This window comes from Paractinoplanes bogorensis (assembly GCF_018829635.1).
In the GTDB taxonomy this organism is placed as follows: domain Bacteria; phylum Actinomycetota; class Actinomycetes; order Mycobacteriales; family Micromonosporaceae; genus Actinoplanes; species Actinoplanes bogorensis.
On record NZ_JAHKKG010000016.1, the window covers coordinates 155,300 to 181,227 of the forward strand.

General features: G+C 70.8%; 27 protein-coding genes. 16 read left to right on the plus strand and 11 right to left on the minus strand.

What is annotated here, in order from left to right:
* The first annotated feature begins 47 nt into the window (after positions 1-47).
* The 4 genes from KOI35_RS40705 to KOI35_RS40720 all read left to right on the plus strand — a co-directional run bounded on the left by KOI35_RS40705 (position 48) and on the right by KOI35_RS40720 (position 2,818).
* On the plus strand, positions 48-209 hold the full coding sequence (locus tag KOI35_RS40705) for a hypothetical protein (RefSeq protein ID WP_215794984.1): 162 nt from the start codon (positions 48-50) through the stop codon (positions 207-209).
* Positions 210-334: 125 nt separating this feature from the next.
* Positions 335-529 carry a hypothetical protein gene (locus KOI35_RS40710; protein WP_215794986.1) on the plus strand — a complete coding sequence of 65 codons (195 nt, stop codon included), beginning with the start codon at positions 335-337 and terminating at the stop codon, positions 527-529.
* Positions 530-611: 82 nt separating this feature from the next.
* Positions 612-1,814: a DUF1996 domain-containing protein gene (locus KOI35_RS48045; RefSeq protein WP_215794988.1), complete on the plus strand. Its 1,203-nt coding sequence runs from the start codon at positions 612-614 to the stop codon at positions 1,812-1,814.
* Between the two features lie 86 nt (positions 1,815-1,900).
* Complete coding sequence (locus KOI35_RS40720; protein WP_215794991.1) at positions 1,901-2,818, plus strand: sodium:calcium antiporter; 918 nt, start codon at positions 1,901-1,903, stop codon at positions 2,816-2,818.
* On the opposite strand, the gene KOI35_RS40725 is transcribed toward KOI35_RS40720, so the two are convergent.
* Complete coding sequence (locus tag KOI35_RS40725) at positions 2,815-3,711, minus strand: acyltransferase domain-containing protein (RefSeq protein WP_215794993.1); 897 nt, start codon at positions 3,709-3,711, stop codon at positions 2,815-2,817. The genes KOI35_RS40720 and KOI35_RS40725 overlap by 4 nt on opposite strands.
* Positions 3,712-3,781: 70 nt before the next feature.
* Here KOI35_RS40725 and KOI35_RS40730 point away from each other — a divergent pair, with 70 nt between their 5' ends.
* The 7 genes from KOI35_RS40730 to KOI35_RS40760 are packed head-to-tail and all read left to right on the plus strand — an operon-like array spanning position 3,782 to position 10,942.
* Positions 3,782-6,142, plus strand: coding sequence for a putative bifunctional diguanylate cyclase/phosphodiesterase (locus tag KOI35_RS40730; protein ID WP_308121373.1), 2,361 nt, complete (start codon positions 3,782-3,784; stop codon positions 6,140-6,142).
* A 38-nt stretch (positions 6,143-6,180) separates the two neighbouring features.
* A complete protein-coding gene (locus tag KOI35_RS40735; RefSeq protein WP_215794995.1) occupies positions 6,181-6,723 on the plus strand; it encodes a DEAD/DEAH box helicase in 543 nt (180 codons plus the stop codon).
* 60 nt (positions 6,724-6,783) lie between these two features.
* Positions 6,784-7,560 carry an SDR family NAD(P)-dependent oxidoreductase gene (locus tag KOI35_RS40740; protein ID WP_215794997.1) on the plus strand — a complete coding sequence of 259 codons (777 nt, stop codon included), beginning with the start codon at positions 6,784-6,786 and terminating at the stop codon, positions 7,558-7,560.
* Positions 7,560-8,492, plus strand: a complete 933-nt coding sequence (locus KOI35_RS40745) for a thiamine pyrophosphate-dependent dehydrogenase E1 component subunit alpha (protein WP_246614583.1) — start codon at positions 7,560-7,562, stop codon at positions 8,490-8,492. Before KOI35_RS40740 ends, KOI35_RS40745 begins: the two co-directional genes overlap by 1 nt.
* The gene (locus KOI35_RS40750) at positions 8,485-9,456 is read left to right on the plus strand and encodes an alpha-ketoacid dehydrogenase subunit beta (RefSeq protein WP_215794999.1); all 972 of its coding nucleotides are present in this window, start codon (positions 8,485-8,487) and stop codon (positions 9,454-9,456) included. Before KOI35_RS40745 ends, KOI35_RS40750 begins: the two co-directional genes overlap by 8 nt.
* The gene (locus tag KOI35_RS40755) at positions 9,453-9,929 is read left to right on the plus strand and encodes a VOC family protein (RefSeq protein WP_215795001.1); all 477 of its coding nucleotides are present in this window, start codon (positions 9,453-9,455) and stop codon (positions 9,927-9,929) included. The genes KOI35_RS40750 and KOI35_RS40755 overlap by 4 nt, the downstream gene beginning before the upstream one ends.
* The gene (locus KOI35_RS40760; protein WP_215795003.1) at positions 9,926-10,942 is read left to right on the plus strand and encodes a LacI family DNA-binding transcriptional regulator; all 1,017 of its coding nucleotides are present in this window, start codon (positions 9,926-9,928) and stop codon (positions 10,940-10,942) included. The genes KOI35_RS40755 and KOI35_RS40760 overlap by 4 nt, the downstream gene beginning before the upstream one ends.
* Position 10,943: 1 nt before the next feature.
* Here KOI35_RS40760 and KOI35_RS40765 read toward each other — a convergent pair whose 3' ends face one another.
* Positions 10,944-11,819, minus strand: coding sequence for a hypothetical protein (locus KOI35_RS40765; RefSeq protein ID WP_215795006.1), 876 nt, complete (start codon positions 11,817-11,819; stop codon positions 10,944-10,946).
* A 107-nt stretch (positions 11,820-11,926) separates the two neighbouring features.
* On the opposite strand from KOI35_RS40765, the gene KOI35_RS40770 reads away from it, so the two are divergent.
* Complete coding sequence (locus KOI35_RS40770; protein ID WP_215795008.1) at positions 11,927-13,126, plus strand: TolB family protein; 1,200 nt, start codon at positions 11,927-11,929, stop codon at positions 13,124-13,126.
* On the opposite strand, the gene KOI35_RS40775 is transcribed toward KOI35_RS40770, so the two are convergent.
* A complete protein-coding gene (locus KOI35_RS40775; protein ID WP_215795010.1) occupies positions 13,089-13,415 on the minus strand; it encodes a muconolactone Delta-isomerase in 327 nt (108 codons plus the stop codon). The genes KOI35_RS40770 and KOI35_RS40775 overlap by 38 nt on opposite strands.
* A gap of 121 nt (positions 13,416-13,536) precedes the next feature.
* Positions 13,537-14,670: an extracellular solute-binding protein gene (locus KOI35_RS40780; RefSeq protein ID WP_215795012.1), complete on the minus strand. Its 1,134-nt coding sequence runs from the start codon at positions 14,668-14,670 to the stop codon at positions 13,537-13,539.
* A gap of 68 nt (positions 14,671-14,738) precedes the next feature.
* Between KOI35_RS40780 and KOI35_RS40785 the strand changes: the two genes are divergently transcribed.
* A complete protein-coding gene (locus KOI35_RS40785) occupies positions 14,739-15,812 on the plus strand; it encodes a Gfo/Idh/MocA family protein (RefSeq protein ID WP_215795015.1) in 1,074 nt (357 codons plus the stop codon).
* Positions 15,813-15,914: 102 nt separating this feature from the next.
* Here the strand turns inward: KOI35_RS40785 and KOI35_RS40790 are convergent, their stop codons facing one another.
* Genes KOI35_RS40790 through KOI35_RS40805 form a run of 4 tightly spaced genes read right to left on the minus strand, consistent with a single transcriptional unit; the run spans position 15,915 to position 19,931 of the window.
* On the minus strand, positions 15,915-18,086 hold the full coding sequence (locus KOI35_RS40790) for a peptidase domain-containing ABC transporter (RefSeq protein ID WP_215795018.1): 2,172 nt from the start codon (positions 18,084-18,086) through the stop codon (positions 15,915-15,917).
* A gap of 11 nt (positions 18,087-18,097) precedes the next feature.
* Positions 18,098-18,730 carry a hypothetical protein gene (locus KOI35_RS40795; protein WP_215795020.1) on the minus strand — a complete coding sequence of 211 codons (633 nt, stop codon included), beginning with the start codon at positions 18,728-18,730 and terminating at the stop codon, positions 18,098-18,100.
* The gene (locus tag KOI35_RS40800) at positions 18,727-19,686 is read right to left on the minus strand and encodes an MvdC/MvdD family ATP grasp protein (RefSeq protein WP_215795022.1); all 960 of its coding nucleotides are present in this window, start codon (positions 19,684-19,686) and stop codon (positions 18,727-18,729) included. The genes KOI35_RS40795 and KOI35_RS40800 overlap by 4 nt, the downstream gene beginning before the upstream one ends.
* A 56-nt stretch (positions 19,687-19,742) precedes the next feature.
* Complete coding sequence (locus KOI35_RS40805; RefSeq protein ID WP_215795025.1) at positions 19,743-19,931, minus strand: putative ATP-grasp target RiPP; 189 nt, start codon at positions 19,929-19,931, stop codon at positions 19,743-19,745.
* Between the two features lie 125 nt (positions 19,932-20,056).
* On the opposite strand from KOI35_RS40805, the gene KOI35_RS40810 reads away from it, so the two are divergent.
* Positions 20,057-21,055, plus strand: coding sequence for an alpha/beta fold hydrolase (locus tag KOI35_RS40810; RefSeq protein WP_215795028.1), 999 nt, complete (start codon positions 20,057-20,059; stop codon positions 21,053-21,055).
* Between the two features lie 50 nt (positions 21,056-21,105).
* Complete coding sequence (locus KOI35_RS40815) at positions 21,106-21,795, plus strand: methyltransferase family protein (protein WP_215795030.1); 690 nt, start codon at positions 21,106-21,108, stop codon at positions 21,793-21,795.
* On the opposite strand, the gene KOI35_RS40820 is transcribed toward KOI35_RS40815, so the two are convergent.
* From KOI35_RS40820 to KOI35_RS40830, 3 genes are read right to left on the minus strand one after another with little or no spacing between them, the layout of a single operon-like run.
* A complete protein-coding gene (locus KOI35_RS40820; protein ID WP_215795032.1) occupies positions 21,746-23,257 on the minus strand; it encodes an acyl-CoA synthetase in 1,512 nt (503 codons plus the stop codon). The genes KOI35_RS40815 and KOI35_RS40820 overlap by 50 nt on opposite strands.
* A gap of 2 nt (positions 23,258-23,259) precedes the next feature.
* The gene (locus KOI35_RS40825; protein WP_215795034.1) at positions 23,260-24,387 is read right to left on the minus strand and encodes a DUF5938 domain-containing protein; all 1,128 of its coding nucleotides are present in this window, start codon (positions 24,385-24,387) and stop codon (positions 23,260-23,262) included.
* A 1-nt stretch (position 24,388) separates the two neighbouring features.
* Entirely contained in the window at positions 24,389-25,168 is a 780-nt protein-coding gene (locus KOI35_RS40830) for an SDR family NAD(P)-dependent oxidoreductase (protein ID WP_215795037.1), read from the minus strand.
* A gap of 139 nt (positions 25,169-25,307) precedes the next feature.
* Here KOI35_RS40830 and KOI35_RS40835 point away from each other — a divergent pair, with 139 nt between their 5' ends.
* Positions 25,308-25,895 carry a TetR/AcrR family transcriptional regulator gene (locus KOI35_RS40835; protein ID WP_308121374.1) on the plus strand — a complete coding sequence of 196 codons (588 nt, stop codon included), beginning with the start codon at positions 25,308-25,310 and terminating at the stop codon, positions 25,893-25,895.
* Positions 25,896-25,928: the final 33 nt, after the last annotated feature.

Below are 25,928 nucleotides of genomic sequence, written 5' to 3' on the forward strand. Positions count from 1 at the left end.
TGCACCGTGAGGGCGACAGTATCGTCCGCAACGGCCAGAAGATCCTGATGAGCCGCGAGAACGTCCTGGCTGTCGCGGAGAAGTACGGCCTGGATATGGACGGCGTCCGGTTCTCGCTGGACAAGAACCGCCGAGGCTCAGGTCCGGGGCGTGAGTTCTATGAAGCGCGTTGGTGGCAGACCCACAAGCACCTGCTTGAGGCGGAGTGAAGGACATGCCTGACGTGACAGAAGCTCAGCGCCGGTGGGAGGCGTGGTTCGACGTTTTCACGAAGATTCGCGACGCTTGGCCGGAAGAGGTCTCGGTGGCTTGCCCGGACGGTGACGGTGGGCGAATGACCATCACCTACACCGGTGATCCGGAGAGCCGGATCGGCTTCGCGACCCTGTGGTGCGACGTGGGACTTGACGGCATTTTCCTGTCCCGGGTCGGCATTCCGGAAGGCGCCGAGATGCTGTCGTTCGACTCGACGACGGAGGAGCGGGCGGCCGTCCTCCCGAACGTCAGGCTCATCCCGCCCGCTGAATAGAGCGCAGCGGTTTCTGTTATCGGCGGTGACGGGGGACGTCTCCCTGTCCGGTGGTCAAGACCGGACTCGTGAGGAGAAACCCGTGACGAACCCGACGACCGGCCCGACGCGTCATCGGCGGCGGTCGACGCGAGCCGTGACGATCGCCTGTGCCGGGGTGGCCGTCGTGGCGGTAGCCGTGTCAGTGGCGGCCGTCTCGCTCGCGGGCAGTCGATCCGAATCCAAGGCCGGCGCCGCGTCGCCTGTCGCCGCGACCGCCACCACAGGTGCGCCGGCCACGGCGACGACAGCGGCGGCCTCGCCATCGGCCTCAGCCGGCAAGCCGTCTTCGGCCGCCCCGTCCAGCGCTCCGAGCGCCTCGAAAGCACCCGCCGCCGGCTCCGGTGCGCCGGCGCCCAAGGGTGGCTGGATCTTCGTCGACCAGGCGGCCTATCAGAAGCAGGTCGACGCCTACAAAGCGCGCAAGACCGACCCCGTCCCGTCCGGCGTGGGAAACCTGCCGGAGTTCCGGGCCGACTGCAAGTACAGCCACCGCCGCGCCGACGACCCGATCGTCTTCCCCGGTCTGCCGGGGGCGTCGCACATGCACTCGTTCGTCGGCAACAAGGCGGTGGACGCCGACACCACCGCCGGTGATCTGATGAAGTTCACCGCGAGCACCTGCAAGCCCGTGGTCGACCACTCGGCGTACTGGGTGCCGACGCTCTACGAGGCGGGCAGCAACAAGCCCGTGGAGACGACCGGGTTCCGGGTCTACTACCGGTCGCTGCGGCAGAAGTCGGACGACATCAAGCCGATGCCCAACGGCCTGCGGATGATCGCCGGCGACGCCAAGAAGAAGGTGCCGACGCCGCGCGGCGCTCAGGGTCAGTTCTACTGCGCCTTCTACGGCCCGGGCGACCTCGACGGCATCGCCCGCAGCGAGAACGGCAACTGGCCGATCTGCGGCGAACCGGCCACCTTCCATTTCATGCTGCAGTTCCCGGACTGCTGGGACGGCAAGCACCTGGACAGCCCCAACCACAAGGACCACATCGCGTACGGAAATGAGAACGGCTGCCCGTCGAGCCATCCCGTACGCATCCCCGCCATCACGTTCGACATCCAGTACGGCGCGAAGGGCACCAAGGCGGGCTACTACCTGTCCTCCGACCCGCAGGGAAAGAGCGCGTCCTCGTTCCACGGCGACGCCTTCGTGATGTGGGACCCGGACGCCATGAACAAGCGGGTCAAGAACTGCGTCCTCCAGCGCAAGACCTGCGACAACGACGGCTACTACCGCTGAGGTGTTGCGGGCGGCCGATATGGTCGCTGATGGTGTGCCGGGAAGCCTGGTCGGCGTGATGATTCGCCGTCGGCCGGAGGTCCGCCATGATCGTCCAGATTCTGCTCGCCGCGGCCGGTCTCGTCCTGCTGACCGTGGCGGCCGACCACCTCGTGCTCGGGTCGTCGCGGCTGGGCCGCCGGTTGCGGATCAGCCCGGTGGTGATCGGCGTCGTCATCATCGGGCTCGGCACGTCGATGCCCGAGTTCCTGGTGTCCGGGCTGGCCGCGGCCCGCGGTGAGGTCGGGCTGGCGGTCGGCAACATCGTCGGGTCGAACATCCTCAACCTCAGCCTGCTCCTCGGCATCGCCGCGGTCATCGCCCCGGTTCCGGTCGCGGCGTCGGTGATCCGGCGCGAGGTGCCGCTGGCCGTCACCGGAGTGGTGCTGTTCGGTCTGCTCGCCCTGGCCGGTCTCGGTGTCGGCAGCGCGGTGGTGCTGACCGTGGCCTGCGCCGCCGCGCTGTGGCTGCTGATCCGCTGGGCCCGGACCACGGCGCCCGAGGTCGAAACGGCGGAGCCGACCGGATCGTGGCGGACCGATTCGGTTCGTACGGTGCTCGGCCTGGCCGGGGTGCTGGCCGGCGCGCAGATGCTGGTCGTCGGCGCCTCCGCGACGGCGACCATGCTCGGGGTGTCGCCGACCGTCATCGGGTTCACGCTGGTCGCGATCGGCACCTCATTGCCCGAGCTCGTCACGACCGTGCAGGCCCAGCGCCGTGGCGAGTCCGGCCTGGTGGTCGGCAACCTGTTCGGCAGCAACCTGTTCAACAGCCTGGCCGGCGGCGCGGTGATCGGGTTCGCCGACAGCGGCCGCCCGGCGCACGGCGCGCTCGCACTCGTCGTCGTCATGGTCGCGGGTGCGCTGCTGGCCGGCGGGCTGCTGCTCCGCGGTGGACGCCTGACCCGCGGGCACGGCGTCCTGCTCGGCCTGGCCTACGTGGCCGTCATCCCGCTGCTGCTCTAGACCGGGAAAGTGCCGTAGCGCCACTGGAACTGCCGGCCCGCCGACCAATGGTCGAGGACGGCGCGTTGCAGGGCGGTGCGGCGGGGGAGCTGGTCGAGGGGCGTCGACAACGTGCGGAACACGAATCGCTTCACCTCGACATCGGCGTCCAGCCCCACCGGTTCCTCGTACGGGGAAAGGGTGAAACGCTCCTGAAAGCGCACGATGTTGGACTCGGCCGGCAGGTATTCCCGTAATTGCGGGTCGAGCAGCCACGAGCCGCACGAGAACTCGGTGTAGCGCTCCTCGGGGAAGTGACGCGGGAAGAACTCGCGAGCCTGGTCGAGCGATTCCTGCACCGATAACGGGCTGAGCGGGCCCGACTCCGGGATGTGCAGGCCGATCGTCTCGCCGCGCTGGTGTTGCAGGCGGCCCAGTTCGTAGAGGCCACCGCGCACGTGCAGGGTCAGCCAGGCCTGCATGATCGGCCAGCCTTCGCCGTTCATGCGCCGGTCGACGGCGAGATTACGACCGAAATCGGCGAGCGTCGCCCATGAGACCGCGTCGGGGATCTCGCGCTCGCGGTGATAGGCGCGGACCACGTCGACCAGCGCGAGATAGCCGTACGCGAAATAACGCCCCACCGAAGGGCCGGGGGCGAGCCATTCGTGACCGCCGAGGTCGGCCCGCACCAGGGCGATCGAGCGGTCGAGCAGCCAGTGCAGCTCGGGTGTCCACGCGGGGGAGGGCCAGCCGGCGCGGAGGGAGGCGGCGTCGTCAGGCCGGACGGCAAGCCCGTCCAGCAGATCAGCCGAGGGCAGGGGCGCCGAGGGGAGGTCGCCCGCGAGACGGTGAACACGGTCGATTTCTTCGAACGGCACCCCGAGACGGGACGCGACGGCCTCCAAGTCCACGCGGACGACCCTACCTTGGCAACCCTTCGGGGGAGATTCACTCCACAAAAGACCCGTTAGGGTCGGGCGCGTGACGCGGGAAGCGCTTCAAGCGACGGTGCCGGTGGGGGTCAGGATGACCGCCCGCCGCTACGTGCAGGCCACCGTCGCCGTCGCCGCGCTCGGCACCGTCTGGTGCGTGGCCTACCTGGGCTTCGGCATCGGCGCCGAGGTCGTCGCCTACATCTTCGTGCCGATCAGCACCGCCCTCGCGACGGCTGCGGTGCACGGGCTGATCCGCCGGGAGAATCCGGCCGCGCGCCGGTTCTGGCGGGCCGCCTTCTACTCGCTCAGCTCGATCACGGTCGGTTACACCTGGATGGCCGTGGACATGTTCGCCCACGCCGACGAGGTCCGCACCCGCAGCATGACCCCGCCGGCGGCCGCCTTCGCCGTCCTCGGCTTCCTGATCGCCATCTGGGCGCTGGCCCGGGTGCCGGTCGTCGTCGCGGCCGGCGGCATCGAGCGCTGGCGCATGGTGCTCGACCGGGTGATCGCGTTCCTGGGCTGCTCGGCCGCGTTGTGGTATCTCGGGCTGGCCCCGATGCTGTCCGCCCGCGAGCCGTGGAGCCGGCAGGCGATGGTGCTGGTCGGGCTGGCCCTGATCGTGGCCGTCGGGGCCGCGACCAAGGTGTCCTACATCGCCGGCGGGCCGGTCGACCGGGTCGCCATCCGGTTCATCGCGGCCGCGGGCGGCGTTCCTGCCGGGGTCGACGCCGTGCTCGCGGTGCAGTACGGCTACCTCGCCACGGTGCCCGCCCAGGCGATCGTGATGCCGCTGGCGCCGGTGCTGATCACGCTCGGGGTGGCCGCGCAGAGCCGCGTCGATCACGGGCCGCCCCGCGAACCGGCCCGGGTCGGGGTGCTGCTGCCCTACCTGGCCCTGATCCTGGTCGACGTGCCGCTGATCGCGGTGGCGTTCGGGGCGCCGCTGCGCTGGCCGGTGCGGGTGGTGCTGATCGCCGCGGTGGTGGTGACCGCCCTCGTGATGGTGCGGCAATACCTCGCGTACCGGGAAAATGCCCGCCTCCTGCGCAACAAGCGGGTCCAGGAGGAACGCCTGCAATACGAGGTCAGCCACGACGGGCTGACCGGCCTGGCCAACCGGGCGTTGTTCCGCGAGCGGCTGGCGACCGTGCTCGAGAGCGGCTCCCCGGCGTCCGTGCTGCTCATCGACCTGGACGATTTCAAGGCGGTCAACGACCTGCTCGGCCACGGTGTCGGCGACCGGCTGCTGGTCTCGGTGGCGCGGCTGCTGCAGGCCGAGGTGGGCGATCGGGGTCTGCCCGCCCGGGTCGGCGGCGACGAGTTCGCGGTGGTGCTGACCGAGGCCGGCGCCGGCGCCATCGAGCTGGCCGAACGGCTGGTGGCGGCCCTCTCGCACCCGATCAGCGAGCACCGTCTGCTGGTGCAGGCCAGCATCGGGATCGCCGTGTCCGGGCCGGAGGTCACGCTCGACTCGATCCTGCGGGACGCCGACGTCGCCATGTACGAGGCCAAGCAGCAGGGCAAGGCGGGTTTCGTACGCTACGTGGACGGCATGGGCGAGCCCGTCCTGGCCCACATGCAACTCGGCGGCGAGCTGCGGCGGGCCCTCGACAACGACGAGTTCCGGGTCGTCTACCAGCCGATCGTGCGGCTCGACGGGCGCCGCGTGATCGGGGTCGAGGCGCTGGTCCGGTGGCATCACCCGACCCGCGGGGTGGTCGGGCCGGGCGAGTTCATCCCGGCCGCCGAACGTACCGGCCTGATCGTGCCGCTGGGCCGGTTGGTGCTGCGCGAGACGTGCCGGCAGGCGGCCGCGTGGCTGGCCGAGTTCGGTCCGGACGCGCTGAAGGAGGCCGGGCTCAACGTCTCGGCCCGCCAGCTGCACGACCCCGATTTCGTCGACGACGTGAGCGCCGTGCTGGCCGAGAGCGGGCTGCCCTGCGAGCGGCTGGTTCTCGAGGTCACCGAGTCGGCCGTGCTCCGCGGCCAGCAGGTCTCCCGGGCCCTCTACGCCCTCGACAGCATGGGCATCCGCCTCGCGCTGGACGATTTCGGCACCGGGGAGTCGTCGCTGAGCCTGCTGCGCGCGTTCCCGGCCGCGATCGTCAAGCTCGACAAGTCGTTCGTGGACGGCATCGAGATCGACGACGGTCAGCCCGCTGCCGCCGACGCCCGCAAGGCCGTCGCCCGGGCGGTGATCCAGCTCGCGCACGCCCTCGGCCTGGACACGGTGGCCGAGGGGATCGAGAGCCCCGAGCAGGTGGCCGCCCTGCGCGAGCTCGGCTACACCCTGGGCCAGGGCTTCCACCTGGCCGAGCCGATGAGCGCTGACGAGATCTCCCGCCTGCTGGCCGCCCAGCAGGATCAAGACCGGTTTCCCGTACGCGGGAAAGCCGTCCCCTAGGCGCAAGCAGGGTTGCTGAGCGCCTATAGTCGTGAAGCATGGGGCTGGTGTTCATCCACGACACGGAGTTCCGGCGCGACCTGCCGCCCGCGGCCCTGAACCGGGCCCTGGTCGCGGACGAGGCGCGTAACGCCCAGATCGTCGGCGATGTGGTCGCGGCGCTCGACCGCGGCCGGAACTGCCTGGTCCTGACGCGGTGGGTCGCCCATGTGGCCATCCTCGTCTCGCTGCTGGCGGCGCGGGGCCGGTCGGCGCTGCCGCTGCGGGGCGGCATGAGCTCGGTCGACCGCGGGTCCGCGGCCGAACGGCTGGCCCGGGTCGCGGCCGGGGACGGCGTGCTGGTCGTCGGCACCATGACCTTCGCCGGTCCGGGCGCGCCGGGGCTCGACACGCTCTTCCTGGCCGCGCCGATCTCGTACGACGGGCTGCTGGTCCAGTGCGCCGGGCGGGTGCTCCGGGCGGCCGGGGTCGCGGAGGTGCACGACTACCACGACCGGGAGGTCCCGATCCTGGATGCCGCCCTGCGTAGCCGGCGGCCGGGCTATCGGGCGCTCGGATTCGACTTCGCCGAACCTTCTTGACGTTTCGACGGCGCTCGCTCTAGGGTCGGTCAAACGATTGAACGACTCTGGGGCGGGCGCATGCGAGTGGACCTCGAGGGGCGGGCGGCCCTCGTCACCGGGGGTGGCGGCGGGCTTGGCAAGGCGGTCGCGGCCGCCCTGCTCGAGGCCGGGGCGACTGTGGTCATCGCCGACCTGCCGGGTGAGCGGCTCGACAAGGCCGCGGCCGAGCTCGGCGCCGGCGTGCACACCCTCGGCGTCGACCTCTCCGACCCGCTGACCTGCCGCGAGGCGCCCGAGCAGGCGGCCACGCTCACCGGTCGGCCGCTGCGCATCCTGGTCAACGCGGTCGGTGTCATGAAGACCCGGCCGCCCGCCGAGATCACCGACACCGAGTGGCAGCGGACGCTCGACGTCAACCTCACCGGAGTTTTCCACACCCTGCGGGCCGCGGCCGAGCGAATGCGGCAGACCGGCGGCGGCAGCATCGTCACGCTCAGCTCGGTCGCCGGCCGGTCCGGGCGGCCCAACGCGATGGACTACGCCGCCAGCAAGGCCGCGCTGCTCTCGCTCACCCGGTCGGCCGCGCAGGCCTACGGGCCCGACGTCCGGGTCAACGCCGTCTGCCCCGGCGTCTTCCTCACCGACATGTGGTCGGGCATCCTGGCCGACCGTGACCGCGAGTTCGGTCCCGGCGCCGGCCAGGGCTACCTCGACGACGTCGCCCACCGCACCCCGCTCGCCCGTGTCGGCGACCCCGCCGAACTGGCCCACGCCGTCGTCTTCCTGGCCAGTGACCTCGCTTCGTTCGTCACCGGCCAGGCGCTGAACGTCGACGGCGGACTGGAGATGGACTGATGGAGCCGCAGATGAACCAGCAACTGGCCGATCTCCACCAGATGTGGCGGATCCGCATCCTCGAAGAGACGATCCTCCAGCTCCGGCTGGCCGGCGACGTGGTCGGGTCGGTCCACCTCGAGAACGGTCAAGAGGCGGTCGCCGTCGGCGCCTGCCGCATGCTGCGCCGGCCCGACGCGGTCTTCAGCACCTATCGCGGGCACGGCTGGGCGCTGGCCCGGGGCGTACCGCCGGAAAAGATCCTGGCCGAGCTGCTCTACCGGCAGACCGGGGTCAACGGCGGTCGCGGCGGCTCGGCGCACTTCTCCGCACCGGAATACGGCTTCTACGGGGAAAACTCGATCGTCGGCGCCGGAGCCCCGATCGCGGTCGGCGCGGCGCTGGCGGCCCGGTTCGACGGCAGCGGGCGGGTCGCGCTCACCGTCTTCGGCGACGGCGCGATGAACCAGGGCGGCGTCACCGAGGCGATGAACCTGGCCGCGGCCCTCGACCTGCCGGTCGTGTTCGTCTGTGAGAACAACAAATACTCCGAGCTCACCCCGATCAACGACATGGTCCGCAACCCCGACCTGTCGGCCCGGGCCCACGCGCTGGGCATCCCGGCCGTCCGGCTCGACGGCAACGACCCGGCCCAGGTGGCGGCGGCGGTCGGCCTGGCCATCACCACGGCCGAGCACGGGCGCGGTCCGACCTTCATCGAGGCGTTCACGCGGCGGATCACCGGGCACTACATCGGCGACGCGCAGACCTACCGGCCGGCGGGCGAGCTCGAGGCCGACGAGAAGGACGAGCCCCTCGCGCGACTGCGTCATCTGCCCGGCTTCGACGAGGCTGAGCGCCGGGCCCGCGCCGAGATCGCCGCCGCCACCGAACGCGCGCTGGCCGCGCCCCTCACCGACCCGTCCACTGCCCGGGAGCACCTGTATGTCTGAGACGGCCAAGCTCACCTACGGCGGGGCGATCAACGCGGCGCTCGCCCGCTGCCTCGACCAGATGCCCGAGACGCTGCTGTTCGGCGAAGATGTCGCGCTGCCGGGCGGGGTGTTCGGGGTGACCCGGGGGCTGCGGAAGGCGTACGGGGAAAGGGTCTTCGACACTCCGATCTCCGAGACGGCGATGCTCGGGGCGGCGGTCGGCGCGGCGATGATGGGCCGGCGCCCGATCGTCGAGATCATGTGGGCCGATTTCATGCTGGTGGCGTTCGACCAGATCGTGAACCAGGCCGCCAACGTCCGCTACGTCTCCGAGGGCCGGCTGTCGGCGCCGATGACCATCCGGACGCAGCAGGGCAACGCACCCGGGGCCTGCGCGCAGCATTCGCAGAATCTGGAGGCGCTGCTGCTGCACGTGCCGGGCATCCGGGTCGCGATGCCGGTGCAGGCGCAAGACGCGTACGACATCACCCTCTCCGCGGTCGCCAACGACGACCCGGTCGTGGTGATCGAAAACCGCACGCTCTACGCCGGGGCCAAGGCCGAGGTGCAGATCGGCGGTCCGGTCGCCCCGATCGGCGGGCACCGTCTGCGCCGCGCGGGCGACGACGTCACCGTGGTCACGTGGGGCGCGATCATCTCGTCGGTCGAGGCCGCGGTCGACTCGACCGGCGTCAGCGCCGACGTGATCGAGGCGGTGTGGCTCAACCCGTTCGACACCGAGGCGGTGCTGGCCAGCGTCCGGCGCACGGGTCGCCTGCTGGTGGTGCACGAGGCGAATCTGACCGGCGGGTTCGGGGCCGAGGTGGTCGCCCGCGTGGTCGAGTCGGGCGTGTCGTTGCGCTCCGCGCCGCGCCGTGTCGGAGCTCTGGATTCGCGCATCCCGGCCGCGGTACAGCTGGCCCAGGCCGTGCTGCCCCAGACTTCCACGGTTGCGGCGGCGCTGGTGGAGATCACCGGATGAGAGGCGTCTGGCATTTCAGCTTCACGGTGGCCGACATCGACCGCTCGGTGGCCTTCTATCGCGACCTGCTCGGCTTCGAGCTCGTGCACCAGCAGGAGCAGAACAACGACTACACCCGCCGGCTGGTCGGCTACGACGACGCCGACCTGCGCATCGCCCAGCTGCGGGTGCCGGGCCAGCCCCGCGGGCTCTCGACCCACGATCTGGAGCTGGTCGAATACCGTACGCCGCGCGGCGAACCGTTCGGTCCCGGCCACCGTCATCGCCCCGGCGCCGCGCACCTGGCCATGTGTGTGGAAGATGCGCTCGCCGAGCACGCCCGCCTCGTCGATAATGGCGTGCGGTTCGTGAGCCCGCCGCAAGAGATCACCGCGGGCATCAACCGGGGCGGTTACACCTGTTACTTCACCGACCCGGACGACATCACGCTGGAGCTGGTGCAACCACCGGTTCGGACGGGGGACATGGGATGACGACGCGTCGCGTGACGTTGGTGGATGTCGCGCGGCTGGCGGGCGTCGACAAGGCGATCGTGTCGCGGGTGGTCAACGCGGACCCGAGCCTCGTCATCCGCCCCGACACCCGCGAGCGGGTGCTCGAGGCGATCAGCAACCTGGGCTACCGGCCCAACGTCGCCGCGCGCAGCCTGCGCACCGCCAAGGCGGGCACGCTCGGCCTGGTCATCCCCGACTTCGCCAACCCGGTCTACGCCGAGATCATCACCGGTGCCGAGAGCGCCGCCCTGGCCCGCGGTCACGTGCTGGTGACCGGCTCGTCCACCGGCGCCCACTCCAGCATGGACCGCTACCTCGACCTGCTCGGCCAGGGCCGTGTCGACGGGCTCATGCTGGCCGGCCCGACCACCGCCCGCGAGCAGCAGAAACTCGAGAGCCTGGGCCTGCCCTGGATGATGGTCAACCGCCGCGACACGGGCGAGCACCACCGCTTCGTGATCCTCGACGACGCCCAGGCGGCCAAACTCGCCGTCGAGCACCTCCTCGAGCTCGGCCACCGCCACATCGTCCACGTGGCCGGCCCGTTCGGTGCCGACACGGCCCGCCGCCGCGCGACCGGTTACCGCCAGGCGATGAAGAACAGCACCCATCCCGTACGTGCGGAAGACATCGCCCGCGGCGACTACACCCCCCGCGGCGGCGCCGAGGCCACGGCCGAACTGCTGCGCAAGAGCCCCGGCGCGACCGCCGTCTTCGTGGCCAACGTGGCCATGGCCGTCGGCGTGCTCGACACCCTGCGCCGGGCCGGCCTGCGCGTCCCCGAAGACGTCTCGGTCGTCGCGGTCCACGACCTGCCCCTGGCCGAGCATCTCGTGCCGGCCCTCACCACCGTGCGCATGCCGTTGCAGGAACTCGGTGCCCGGGCCGTCGACCTGCTGCTGACCAGTTCCCCCGAAGACGAGGTGGCCGAGGTCGTCGGCACCGCGATGGAACTCGTCTACCGGGAGTCCACCGCCCCCGCCCGCCCCTGACCTACTTGGCAACCGCCTTCTTGGCCGCGTCGCGGGCGGCCGGCATGGCGGCCCATTCGGCGGCGACGGCAGCCAGTTCGGCGCGGTGGCGGTCGGCGAATTCCTTCACCACTGGCTCGCTCGCGGTCGCCAGGGCATCGGCGTTGGCTTTCCGGCACAGCCCGTCCGCGGCCGCCACTCTCTTCTCCAGCGCCACTGCCTCCGACCAACCCGGGCCGTTCGGCACCCGGTGGACGACCGCCTGAAACTTCAGCTCGACCTGGCGGTGGGCGTCGCTGAAACTGTCGACCGGCATGCCGGCGACGTGTGTCATGCAGGTGCTGTACCACCCGATCAGGCGGGGCTCCCACTCGTGGCGGATCGTCGCTTGGTCATCGAGAAACTCCTGTTCCAGGGTGTCCCGTCCCGAGGGGCGAGGCCGGCCGTCCATCGAAGCCAGCTCCATCTGGCATTCGCCGAACCTGGCGATGCGACGACGCTCGGCATCGGTCATTCTCGGCGCCGGACCGTCCTGGAATCCGGCTCCCTCCAGGTATCGACGAGCGATACCGAAGTCGGTCATCGCGGGCGCGAACAACCACGGCAGATCGACGGCTCCGGTCTCGAAAACACCGCTGGGCGGCGTCCAGTCATCCACGGCGTCGTCGATACCCTTCCGCTCGGCGCATGCGGCGTACGCGGCCTGCATGACGTAGTGCTGCGCCTCCCAGCCGGCGGCCCGCTGCTCCGGCGAGCCGTAGATCCGAGCAACGACATCGGCCATCAGAGCCGGTCCGGAGCGGCCGTCGACCGGGATGGCGGTCGAAGGCGATGCGTCGCCTCCGAGGGCCGCCACCGCCGCTCCGGCAACGGCCAGGACCGCAAACGCCCTGATCACAGCGATCTCTCTTCCTGAAGGCGCCAGACATCTGTGCCGTGTCCAACGATTCGGGACCGTCGACGGACCGGCGACTCCCGGCTCGCGCGAACCGATACCGTGACGCGGTGATGGAGACGGTGCACCGGGTCCGGCTCGACGCGCCGGTCGAACGGCTGGTCGCCCATCCGCGCCTGGCGCTGGTCGCCGGCGTGGATGTGACCCGGCCGGCGGTGTACGTGTGGGATCTCGACCTGCGACTGGTCGGGGCAGTCAGTGCCGACGCTGACAGCTACGGCAACCTGCCCGTCTGGGAGCGGCACCGACAAGTACCCGAGCTGGCGTGGCACCCGCACGAGCCGGTGCTCCTGGTTGCCGCGGGTGGCGTGCTGTCGCGGTGGACCCCCGACGGCGTTACGACTCGGCCGGCCGGATATCGGAGCATCGCCTTCAGCCCGGACGGCGGCACGGTGTGGGCATCACCCGCGCGTGACGGTGGCGAGGATGCCTGGCTGGCATCGGATGCGGTCGATCATGACGACGGCGTGGTCGGCACCGGACCGCGCTGGGATACCGGCGTGGCCGAGCATCCGGCCGGCGGCCTCGTCCTCACCCTGGCCAGCGACCAGGGCGCAACGCTGGGCCTGTTCGCGCGGAGCGAGGATCGAAGCATGCGAATCCGCGGCCGAGCGCTCGTGCTCGACGCCGATGGGTACGAGACCCCGGTCTGGGCTCCGGACGGACGGCGCTTCGCGGTGCGCGGCAACTCCTATGTGCAGTCGCTGGATGTGTACTCGTTTCCCGGGCTGGAGCGGCAGTTGGCCCTCACCCTGCGGGAGCCGGCTCCGGCATCGACTCCGCCGGATTGGACCGAGTTCGCTTTGGACTGGCTGCGGAGAGACATCGCGTTCGGCCACGACCCGGACGTCCTGTGGATCGGTACTCCGGAGGGTGCGTTGCTCGCGCTTGACCTGGCCGCCGGGACGGTCACCGCTCACCCGGTGGGCGACGCCGGAGTGACCGCGCTGGCTCGCACGGCGAGCGGCCAGTTGGTCGTGGCTGACCGCGACGGCTGCGTGGCCCTGCTGTCTGTGCCAGGCGTCCCGGTCGCCCCGGATTCCGACGGAGTGGCCGCGTTCATCACCGGTACCGAGCCGATCGACGCCACGGGCTACCTGTGGGACGAGCTCGAGCTGACCGACGGCGTGCGGACATGGCGTGACGACGACCTGGACCGCGTGGTCGAGGCCGACGACGATGACCCGACGTGGCTGCGCCTGCAGGCCGCGATCAATCAGTTCGGCCGTGGTCGCGCTGAGCATCCGTAACGAGCGGTGTCGGCGTGCTGGTCAGGGGATGGTTGGCCAGGGCCTCCACCTGTACGTCCATCCAGCGCCACAACGGCAACGACGTCAGCGCGACGTGCAGCGCGTCGGCGTCGGGGACCGACCACACGCCCACGTTGGCCAGTCTGCCGGGCAGTCGCCACAGCTGCTCGATCGTGCCGTCGGTGACCAGTTCTCGCCCGCGCTCGGCCTCGGCGGCGAGCAGGGCGTTGCGCCGCTCATCGTTCATCTCCGGCGGGAGCATCGTCGTCAGCCGAACCAGAAACTTCACGCTCTCATCTCCGGCGGGAGCGTCGTCGTCAGCCGGACCAGAAACTTCACGCTCTCATCTCCCACTTCGCACGCGAGTAGATCGCCGAACGGTGTCACCAACGCAAGGAGGGGGCGTGCACTCATGGCGCCAGCAGAGCGTCCAGGTCGAGGTGGGCTCGGTCGAGGGCGGCCTTGCCCTCGGCGTCCTCGATGACGGCTCGCATCATCTCGTTGAGGATTGCGGCCATCCGGGGCCAGCGCGGGTCGGCCGGCACCGATCGGGAATGCTGGTGCGCGCTCTCGAGCACCTCGTAGTAGGGCGACAACGCGCGTACGCGGGGATCGGCCCAGCTGTCACGCCGGGTGGCCGAACCGCCGGAGAGCGCGGTCACGACGTCCATCTCGTGGGTGGTCAGGTGGCGGATCAGGTCGGCGCTGCGGGACGGGTCGGGGGCGCCGGCGGGGATGGTGAGCACCCAGTAGGCGTTCATCGTGACCGCGCCGGGGACGGGAGCGCAGCCGACCGTGCCGGGCTCGCACATGGCGGCGAAGCCGGCCCAGTTGACCATCATGGCGGCCTCGCCCGTGGCGAAGTGTTCGCCCGAGCTGACGCTGTCCCACGTGGCGGCGGCCGGGTCGACCACGCGGTCGACGTGCCAGAGGGCGTGCAGGAACTCGATCGCCTCGGCCGCCGCCGGACTGCTCAGCCCGGAACGGCCGTCGGGCCCGATCAGCTCGCCGCCCCGGCTCCACAGATGGGTCAGGAAGTCGTAGACGTTGTTGTGCTCGTCGGGGTAGCCGGCCTGGACCGTGCCGCGCAGGCCGTCGGCCGGGCGGTCGAACCAGAGCGCCTGGTCGCGGAACTGGGACCAGTCGGCCGGCGGGGCCAGCGGATAGCCGAACCGGGTGTGGAAGCCGCGCTGCTCCTCGGCGTCGCCGTAGAGGTCGGTGCGGTAGAGGAACAGCATCGGGCCGTCGTGGTAGGCCACGCCGTAGGAGCGGCCGTCGGCGCCGGTCTGCAGCGCCCGCAGCGCGGGCGCGTAGGCGCTCTGATCCTGCTCGATCGGCCTCAGCTTGCCGCTCTCGATGAGCGACGGCAGCCAGTCGGTGATCAGCATCAGCACGTCGGCCCGGCCGTCGGTGGCCAGCGTGCCCTCGACGACCTCGCGCTGCAGATCCTCGATCTCGAGCAGCTGGTGGCCCGCGTCGAGGCCGGCCAGCTGCGTGGTCAGGCTGCGCTCGAACCCGTCGAAGGCCCGGCCGAAGATCTGCATGGATTCCTCCGCGGAGAAGGTCGTTCAAACGATTGACTGAGTTTACACGGCGGGCCAAGATAGGAAACATGCTCGAGACGCTGCAGCCCATCGCCCACGCTTGTGATCTCACCGTCGACCTGGCGATCCGCCGGACGATCGGCGTCGTCGGCGCGGGCGCGATCACGCAGGTCGCGCACCTGCCGGCGTACGGGAAAGCGGGTTTGACCGTGGCCGGCATCAGCGATCTCGACGCCGGGCGGGCGGCGCGCGTGGCCAAGGAGTTCGGTCTGCCGCGCATTTACACGCTCGACGAGATGCTCGACGACCCGGCGATCGAGATCATCGACGTCGCCGTGGTGCCCGAGGCCCAGCCGGCGATCGTGCGGCGGGCGCTGGCCGCGGGCAAACACGTGCTGGCGCAGAAGCCCCTGGCCGTCGACTCCGGGCTCGGCGCAGAGCTCGTGACGGCGGCCGAGGAGGCCGGGCGATCGCTGGTCGTGAACCATCAGATGCGTTACGGCGAGGGCATGGCGGCCGCCCGCGCGATGGTCGAGGCGGGCTGGATCGGCGAGGTCACCGCGATGGTCATCGACGTCGACATCGAGACCGACTTCACCGCTTGGGACTGGCTGGTCACGTCGCCCCGGCTCGACCTGATGTATCACTCGATCCACTACTTCGACACCGTGCGGGCGCTGCTGGGCGATCCGAGCACGGTCTACTGCGTCGGCGGTCGCCGCCCGGGTCAGGCCGTGGCGGGCGAGACGCGCACCTTCACCACGATGACCTTCCCCGACAATGAAAGAGCGCTGGTCAAGGTCAACCACGAGAACCACACCGGCGACCAGTCGGCGACCTTCCGCATCGACGGCTCGGCGGGCTCGATCCGGGGCACGATCGGGCTGCTCTACGACTATCCGCACGGCCGCCCCGACACGCTCGAGGTCAACAGCCGGGTGCTGCCCACCGACGGCTGGCTGCCCTATCCGGTGACCACGCGCTGGATCCCGGACGCGTTCGCCGGCCCGATGCGCGCCCTGATGCGCGAGATCGCCGGAGTGGCCCCGGCCCCGACCACCGCCGCCGACGGCCTGCGCACCCTGCAACTCGTCGAGACCTGCTACGCCTCCCTCGAGTCCGGGTCGGTTCAGCCCTTCTGACGCTTCAACTTCAAACACACAAGCGGTCCCCGTACGCCCGCACTGAAGCGCTCGGCGGCGGCGAGGGCATTCAGCACCCGCCGTTTGGGCTCGAGCTGTCATCTATCGCGCGCTAGCCGAACCGCGGAAGACCAGCGGTCGCACCTTGGCCCGGGCGGTGAAGCGTGACCCGCGGACCGCGCCGGCCAGGCGGGCGAAGGCGCCGCCCGACGTGAGCAGGTCGGCCGGTCGGCCCGCCTCGACGAGAGAACCCTTCTCCAGCACCAGGATCAGGTCGGCGTCGGCCACCGTGGACAGGCGATGCGCGATGACGACCCGGGTCATCGGCAGGCCACGCAGACCGGCCTCGACCGCGGCCTCGGTGACCGTGTCGAGGGCGCTCGTGGCCTCGTCCAGCACCAGGATCGCCGGGTCGCTGAGCAGCGCCCGGGCCAGGGCGACCCGCTGGCGTTGCCCGCCGGAGAGGCCCGTGCCGCCGTCGCCCAGGCGGGTGTGCAGGCCCATCGGCAGCGCGACGATGTCGTCCCACAGCGCGGCCCGGCGGGCGGCCACCTCGATCTGTGCGTCGGTGGCGTCGGGGTGGGCCAGGGTCAGGGCCTCACGCAGGGTGCCGGCGCCCAGGTACGGCTCCTGCAGCACCACGCCGATCTGCGCGCGCAGTGTGGTCAGGTCGACCGTGGTCACGTCGATGCCGTCGACCAGGATCCGGCCCTCGTCCGGGCGGTGCAAGCCGGTGAGCAGGCCGACCAGTGTGCTCTTGCCGCTGCCGGACGCCCCGACCACTGCCACCTTGGAGCCGGGCCGGATGTCCGCGCTCAGACCCCGCAGCGCCCACGGCGAGCGGCGGTCGTAGCGGAAGCCGAGCCGGTCCAGCGTGAGCCGCCCGGCGAGGCGAGGGGTCGCCGGGCGGGGCTCGGGCTGCTCGACGGGGGCGTCGGCGATGTCGGCCAGCCGTTCGACCGTGGGCGGGAGCAGGGTGAACGCGGGTAGCCGGCCGGCCAGCGCGACGGCCGGGGAGACGGCGGCGACGGCGAGCGCGGAGAGCCCGGCCGCGCGGCCCGGCGACGACGCCACACCGGCGGCCACGGAGAGCAACAGCACCGGGCTGCCGACAGTGCCCGCCGTCAGCAGAGCCTCGCCGATCGCCGAGAAGCGGGCGGCCCGGAACGAGGCGTCGATGCCGCGCCGGAACGACTCCTCCCAGCGGGCCCGCACCCGCACCTGGGCGCCGGCCACCCGGATCGCGGCCATGCCGGACACGGCGTCGGCCAGCCGGGCGTTCTCCTCGCCGCTGGCCAGCAGTTCCTCGCGTTGCAGCGAACCGACCCGACGGCCCAGCCACAGCGCGATCGACAGCTGCACGGCAACGACACCGGCCGCGACCGCGCCCAGTCCGGGGGCGAGCACGGTGACCACGGTCAGGTAACCCAGCGCGAGCGTGGCGTCGAGGGCGGTCGCGACGATCGAGGCGGCCAGCAGATCCCGTACGGAAACCGCGGCCCGCACCCGGTCGACCAGGTCGCCCGCCGAGCGTCGCTCGAAGTAGCGGTAGACGACGTTGAACAGCCGCTCGACCGTCTCGGCGCCCAGCCGGTGGCCGATCCGGCGCTGGAGCGTGGTGATGGTGAGGCCGCGGGCGAGCGACAGCAGGCCGCTGACCACGGCGAGGACGGCCACGACGGCGAGCCAGGAACCGCCCAGCGGACCCTGACCGTCCAGGATGGCCGAGGTCGCCCACGGCACGGCCAGACCGGCGCCGGTGATCAGCAGTGAGGCGACCCCGAGCACGGCCAGCAGACCCGAGTGGGCCCGCAGGACCGGGAGGATCAGACGGCGTACGGGGGAAGGGGTCTTCTCCCATCGAGGCGCGGGACCGTCCGGCGCGGCCAGCAGCACCACTCCGGTCGTGCCCGCGCAGAACTCGGCCGGGGTCAGCCGGCGCCGCCCGACCGCCGGATCGACCACGTCCACGCCCCGCCGGCCGAACCGTTCGACCACCACGTAGTGGTCGCCGTTCCAGTGCGCGATCAGCGGCAGGGCCAGCTCCCGCAGGCGCGAGGCATCGGTGCGCAGCGCGGGCAGCGAGATCGCCCGGCCGCGCAGCCCGACGCCGGCCGCGGCGTCGCGCAGGTCCCGCAGGCTGAGCCCGTCGCGGCCCACGTCGAGGTCGGTCCGCAACCGGCTCACCGGGGCCGGCCGGCCGTGTGCGGCCGACATCATGGCCAGCACCGTCGGGCCGCAGTCGGTCGCCGCGACCTGAAGGATCACCGGCATCCGCCGACGGATCACTGAGCGTTGACCGTCCGTTCGCGGGCCAGCCAGAACCACTCGATCGACGCGGCGGCTCGTGCGTCGGCCAGCCACTCGTCGAAGCCGCCGCCGATCCGCGCGCGCAGCCGGGCCACCTCGGCGATGTTCGTGACCAGCGCGGTGAAGTCGTCGTGGGACAGCCCGCGCTCGTTCAACCAGCGCTCGGTCGACGCTGGATCGAGCAGACCCCGGGCCCGCCGGTAAGCGTCGGCCGCCGTCTGCACCTCCTCGTCCGAAAGGTCGACGGGGTCGCGTTCCAGCTCGGCGTGGATCAGGCAGGTGTCGACCAGACGGGCCAGCACGTCGTGGTCGTACCAGAGGAAGTCGAGCGCCGACAGGGCCTCGCTGACCCGCAGCTTGCGGCCGTCGATCCGGGCCAGGTCCTGGTCGGAGTAGCGGACCGCGCCGCGTTCGGGCCAGGGCATCGAGGGGGCGGGGCTGTAGGCGATCGAGAGGGTGCCGCCCGGTTCGCGGATCAGCACGTCGTACGCCTCCTCGTCGTGGACGAGGTGCAGGTCGGCGTCGGGCCAGCGCTCCTTCAGCGCCGCGAAGCCGGCCGGGATGTCACTGGAACGCAAGACCGCCGCGGTCTCGTCGAGCAGGGTCACTGGATTCCTCCGCACATGAGCCAGTCGGCGACCGCGGCCGAGATGGGCAGGCCGGTCGCCTCCTCGACCCACAGGTACTGGCCGCTGGGGTTGACTTCGATGAACACGTACCGGCCGTCGGGCGTCACGACCAGGTCGAACGCGCCGTAGCTGAGCCCGAGCCGGCGGACCAGATCGACACACCGGGCGGCGATGTCGTCCGGCAGTTCCCAGGAGGTGAGCCGGATGTTGGCCTGATCGGCCCGGCGCCAGTCGTGCCGCGCGTGGTTGGACCGCTGCGACTCGATGGCCGCGGTGAAGACCCGGTCGCCGACCACGGTCACCCGCAGTTCGACCTGCTTGTCGATCCGTTCCTGGGCGATGAACGGGCAGTGCCGTACGCCGTCGGCGTGCACGATGTCGCGATGGGTGACCGGCTCGGTGTAGCGGAGCCGGCCGCCGCCCAGATAGCCGAGCCCGACCTGCTTGACGATCATCCGGCCGCCGGTGTGCGAGAACAGGTCGAGCACCCGCCCGGGGTCGTTGCCGGCGACCGTGGCGGGCACCTCGAAGCCGGCCTCGAGGGCCAGCTGGAGCTGACGGATCTTGTGCTGGGCCCGTTTGACGACCGGCCGCGGGGCGGGCAGGGCGGGCACGTCGAGGGTCTCCCAGACGTCCGAGACGAACGTGCGGGACTCGTCGACGGTGTACTTCCCGGTGCCGCCGCTGAGATGAGCCGGCGCGACCGGGCGGCCGGGGCGGCGGAACCAGATCGCCGTGACGGCGTTCAGATCAGTGGTCTCGGGGCCGCGGACGAGCGTACGGGAAAGCCGGTTGTCTCTGATGCCGACCGAGAGCTGGGCTTTCGACGGAACCTCGGCCGGGTCGAACCGCAGCCAGGCGGCGCCGCGCGCTTTGAGCTCCCGTTCGACGGCGTCGGCGTGCACGTCGCTGGGGGCGGTGAGGATGAGAATCATGAAGTCTCCGGACCGGGCCGGCGGCCATCGTGGGAGAGGACCGCCGGCCGTTCGACTCAGAAGTCGGCGTCGGTGTCCTGGTAGGCCGCACCGGAGTTGTCGACGTCCCACAGCGTGTACGAGGAGCCGGGGCCGGGCTTGCCGCGGTCGTCCTTCTTCTTGCCACCGAGCATCGTGGCGAGCTGGTCGTCGTTCAGCTCGGCCCCGTCGGCCGGAATCGAGTCGATCTGCACGGGCTTGCGCATGCTTGTTCCTCACGTGTTCCCTGCAACCGGCCGGTCGACCGGTCGCAGGGAATTCTGTGTGCGCGCGCCCGCCCAGACACCGGGGAGAACCCTAGGTCGGCCCCGGGTTGTTCTAGGCTCGCGTCATGGGTGGTCAGCGGATTGCCACGACCCGGGACGGGGTGGCGTTCGCGGTCACCGGGTCGGGACCGCCGTTGGTCTATGTGAACGGGTGGCTCGGTCACCTCGAGCTGAGCTGGGCCATTCCGGCCGAGCGGGCCTTCTACGAGGCGCTCGCCGACGGGCGGACGCTGATCCGCTACGACCGGCCCGGCCTGGGTCTGTCGGCCGGAGCGAACGTCGACGACGCCGAGGCGCTGCGAGACGTGATCGAGGCGGCCGGACTGACCCGGTTCGACCTGATGGGCGCCTCGGCCGGGGCGGCGGTCGCGGCGGCCTGGGCGGCAGCAGAACCCGGGACGGTGTCGCGGCTCGTGCTCTACGGGGGCTGGCCGTACGGACCCGACGTCGCCGCGCCGGGGATTCGCGAGCACGTGCTCGGACTCGTACGGGAACATTGGGGTCTGGCTTCTGATCTGCTGACCGATGTCTTCGCGCCGGACGCCGACCGGGCCACGCGCACGGTCTTCACGCGTTATCAGCGGGAGTCGGCCGACGCCGCGACGGCCGCCACCATGCTGCGGGCGGCCTACGAGCTGGATGTGCGCGACGCGCTGCCCCGGATCACCGCGCCGACCCTCGTCGTGCAGCGCGAACGTGACCGGGCCGTGCCGCTCGATCAGGGTCGCCGGCTGTCCGACGGCATCGAAGGGGCGCGTCTGGAAGTCCTGCCGGGGCGGTCACACCTGCCCTACATCGGTGATGTGCCGCCGCTGACCGCGGTGATCCGGCGCTTCCTCGGCCTGCCCGCCCGGCATCGCGGCGCCGCGCCGACTCTGACCGCCCGGCAGCGGGAGGTGGCCGCCCTGATCGCCGACGGCTGCACCAACCGCGAGATCGGCGCGCGCCTGGGCATCACCGAACGCTCGGCCGAGGCGCACGTCGAGCGGATCCGCTATCGCATGGATTTCCGCTCCCGGGCCCAGATCGCCGCCTGGTTCATCGCCTCGTCCTTCGGCGATTGAGGTATTTTCCCGCCTGCGCGGGGCGCCCCGCCGAGACGACGATGACCGGCATGATGTCGCGAGCCTATGCCCTTTTCTCGTACGCCCTCTTCCTGATCTCGATCGTCTGGGCCATCGGTTTTCTGGCCGGTTGGGGCGACGGTCCCGCCAGTTCTTCTCCCACGACGGCGCTCCTGATCGACGGAACGCTGCTGCTCGCCTTTGCCGTGCAGCACACCGTGATGGCCCGGGCCGGCTTCAAACGCCGCATCCCGCCCACGATCGAGCGCAGCACCTATGTGCTCGCGGCCAGCCTGTTGTTGCTCGCGACTTTCGCCTTCTGGCAGCCGGTGCCCACGGTCGTCTGGCTGGCCGGGGCGCCCTGGTCGATCCTGATCTGGGTCGTCTACGCGCTCGGCTGGGCGCTGGCCATCGGTGCCACCTACATGATCGACCATTTCGAGTTCTTCGGTCTCAAGCCGGCCGGAAACCCCCAATTTCAAATGCGTTTCCTGTACGCCTGGATCCGGCACCCGATGATGCTCGGCCTCCTTATCGTCTTCTGGGCCACTCCGCGAATGACGGTCAGCCATCTGTTCTTCGCCGTGGCGTCCAGCGCGTACATCTTCGTCGGCGTCCGATTCGAGGAGCGGGACCTGAAGGCTCAGCTCGGGACGCCGTACGAGGAATACGCCCGGGACACCCCGATGCTCATTCCGCTCGGTTCTCGTGGGCGAGCCGCGCGCGCAGGTCGCCCTTGAGGATCTTGCCGACCTTGGAGCGGGGCAGGTCGTCCCAGATCTCGATCTGCTTGGGCGCCTTGACGCTGCCGATGCGTTCCTTGACGAAGGCCACCACCTCCTGTTTGTCGACGGTCCGGCCGGCCCGCAGCTGGAGGATCGCCGTCACGCGTTCGCCCCACTTGTCGTCGGGCAGGCCGATCACCGCGCAGTCCTGCACCGCCGGATGCTGCATGAGGGCCTGCTCGACCTCGGTCGAATAGACGTTGAAACCACCGGTGATCACCATGTCCTTGGCCCGGTCCACGATGTACAGATAGTTGTCGTCGTCGAGGTAGCCGATGTCGCCGGTGTGGTGCCAGCCGTGGGCCGAGGCGGCCGCGGTGGCCTCCGGGTCACGGTGATAGCCGCGCATCACCAGCGAACCGCGGGCCACGATCTCGCCGGTCGCCCCGCGGGGGAGCAGTTCGCCCTCCGGTCCCATGATGGCCACGGTGACCAGGGGCGACGGGCGGCCCGCGGAGGAGAGGCGGGACAGCGCGATGCTGCCGTCCGGCCGGTAGTGGTCGGCCGGCGACATGGTCGAGATCATCATCGGGGCCTCGGTCTGGCCGAACAGTTGCGCCATGACCGGCCCGATGCGGCGTAGCGCCTCCTCGAGCCGGGCCGCCGACATCGGGGCCGCGCCGTACCAGAAGCAGCGCAGCGACGACAGGTCGGTCTCGTCCAGGGTGGCGTGGGCGAGCACCATGTAGATGAGCGTCGGCGGCAGGAACGTGTGGGTCACGTGGTGCCGCTGGATGAGCCAGATGAACTCGGCCACGTCCGGCTTACGCATGATCACGATTTCCCCGCCCCGCGCCAGGACCGGGAAGCACAGCACCCCGGCGGCGTGGGTCAGCGGGGCCAGCGCCAGATAGACTGGCCGGTCGGGCCACGGGTAGCTCATCAGCGTGATCGCGGTCATCGCCTCGAGGTTGGCGCCCGTCAGTTCCACGCCCTTGGGCCGCCCGGTCGTGCCGCCGGTCCCGACGATCATGGCGAGGTCGTCGACAGCGGCAAGATCGACGCCGCCTGTCTCGGGGAAAATGTCCCTTTCAAGGCATATGAGCGTGTGCAGCTGCGGTAGTTGATCGCGGATCTTGGCGACCAGGGGCTCGAACGATTCCTGGTAGATGAGCGCCACGCAGCCGAACAGGTCGAGCAGCTCCCGGTTCTCCGAAGCCTCGTTGCGCGGGTTGATCGGGCACCACACCGCCCCGGCCCGGCTGATGCCGAACACACAGGTGAACGCGGTCGGATCGTTCCCGGAGAGCACCGCCACCCGCTCTCCGGGAACGATCCCGCGAGCAGCCAGCGCCCCGGCGATCTTCACGCTGAGCTGTCGCACCTCCCCGTACGTCCGTGTCTCCCCCTCCGTGGTGAGACACGGCGCGTCCGGGTCGAGGGAAGCTCCCTTGTCCAGATAGTCGGCCAGCCGCATGATCAGCGCTCGACCGTGACCGTCGGCTCGCGGACCAGCCCGAAGCTCTCCAGCACCCCGAGCAGCTCACGATGCCCGAACGCCTGGCAGCCGGACGCGAACCCGACCCGTCGGGGCGGTTGCTGCAGCAGGTGATAGGCCGCGTACGCCTGCATGAGCCCGGTCTGCTTGTAGTTCGAGTTGCCGTAGATGACGCAGTGTGCGCGCCCGAGCGGTCCCGACGCGTGCACCGAATCGACCGACTTGTTGAGCCGGGGGTTCTCGCGCGGCGGCATCACGTTCATCACCTGCGCGGCGGTGGCGGTCAGGGCCGCGTACCGCTCGTCCGGCGCCATGTCCTTTGTGGCCTCGACCGCCGCCGAGACGATTTGCGGTACGCCGTTCATCAGCGCCCGGTTGAACACGCCACCCAGCACCTTGACGTTGGCCACGCGCGGATCGCGCCGATACCAGACCGGGTGCGATGTCCCGCCCCACGGCAGCGCCAGCGCGAGCTCGTGCTGACCCGGCAGCACCAGCTGGTAGAGGCCGGCCTCCGGATCCCAGGCCTCGTACCGGTTCTGCTCGAGCCGGAACGCGCCCGAGGTGGCCGCGTTGACCAGGATCGTCAGCGTCGACGCGATGGTCGGGCTGCCACCCCAGAAGACGGCGATGTCCAACGTGTCCAGTCCCGGCTTCTCCAGGCACAGCTCGGCCGCGATCTCGCCGGTCGTGTACATCTGGGCGATGCCCGGGGCGAGCAGCAGGCCGGCCGCGGCGAAGTCGGCGCCGTACTTCTCGTCGCAGGTGATCATCCAGTCCTGCTCGCCGGTGGTGTCGAGGTAGTGCGTCCCCGCGGCCAGGCACGCCTCGGCCACCTCGGGCCCGTAGACGCTGAACGGCCCGACGGTGTTGCACACGACCGACGCGCCCGAGAACAGCTCGGTGAGCGACTTGACGTCGTGGGTGACCTCGGCGATCTCGTAGTCGGCGGTCTCGATGCCGGCCACGTTCTCCTGCATCGACTGCTTGAGCTTGCCCGCGTCCCGTCCGGCGGCGACGAACGGGACGTTGTACTCGCGCAGGTATTCGCAGATCAGCCGGCCGGTGTAGCCGGAGGCGCCGTAGACGACGACGGGTTTCGTGGCCATGTCACATCCCCATTCCGCCGTCGACCGGCAGGCCGACGCCGTTGATGAACTTCGCCGCGTCCGACGCCAGGAACACGACCGCGTCGGCCATGTCGCCGACCTCGCCCAGGCGGCCGCTCGGAGTGAGCTCGACGACCGCGCCGACCGCCTCCTCGGGCGAGCCGAACAGCCCGATCTGCGCGACGTCGTTGGCCAGGCCGGCACCCATGGCGGTGGGGACAAGACCGGGATAAATACAGTTCACCCGTACGCCGTACCCCAGCTTGCCGCTCTCCATGGCCGCCACCCGGGTGAGGCGGTCGACGCCGGACTTGGTGGCCGAGTAGACCGAGATGCCGGGGAAGGCGATGGTCGCCGCCACCGAGGCCACGTTGATGACTGATTTGTTACCCCCGTCCTGGCCGCGCATCGCCCGGAAGGCGTGCTTGATGCCGAGCGCGGTGCCGAGCAGGTTGACCTCGAGCTGCTTGCGGACGGCGACCGGGTCGAGGTCGACGATCAGGCTGGTGATCTCGATGCCGGCGTTGTTGACCACGATGTCGAGCCCGCCCAGCATGCCGGTCGCCTGCTCGACGGCGGTGGCCCAGTTGTCGTCGTCGGTCACGTCCAGGTGCACGAACCCGCTGAGCGATTCCGCGACCTTGGGGCCGAGGTCGTCCTGCACGTCGGCGATGACGACCTTGGCGCCGGCGGCGGCGAGCGCGCGGGCCATGCCTTCGCCCAGACCTTGAGCGCCTCCGGTGACGAGGGCCCGGCGTCCGGTGAGATCGATCTGTGTCATGAAAGCTCCCGGGAGGGGTCGAGAACGTCGTCGCCCCGGCTGATCGCGTCCGGCGCGACGTGAGACCCACATCACATGCCTCTTCTTGACAGTTGTCAAGGAAAGTTTGGACGCCTGTCAAGCCCGTAGGATGGGGTCCGTGGCCAACAAGACGGATCGCCGCCGGGACGAACTCGCCGAGTCGGCGCTGCTGACTCTCGGCGAGATGGGCTATGCGCGAGCCAGCCTGCGCGAGATCGCCGGCAACTCGCCGTTCAGCCACGGCGTCGTGCACTACTACTTCCAAGACAAGCTCGAGCTGGTCATCTACAGCGTCCGCTACTACAAGGCGCGCTGCGTGACCCGCTACGACGGCGTGGTCGCCGACTCGACCACCCCCGACGAGCTGCTCGAGGCCTTCGCCGCCAAGCTGGCCGAGACCATCCGCGACGAGGCGCCGATGCACCGCCTCTGGTACGACCTGCGCACTCAGAGCCTGTTCGAGCAGCCGCTCCGCGACGCCATCACCGAGATCGACGGCACCCTCGAGGCGATGATCTGGCGGGTCGTCGACCGCTACGCGACCCTGGCCGGCCGTCCGCCGTCGGTCCCGCGCGCGGTGGCGTACGGCATGCTCGACGGCCTGTTCCAGCAGGCGCTGCTGGCCCACGCCGCGCATGGCGCCGCCGCCCTCGACGGCCTGGCCGCCCAGATCCGCACGGTCCTGCCCCTCCTGCTGCGGCCGTAGCTTTCCCCGCAGCGCTTTCCCCGCAGCGGCTTT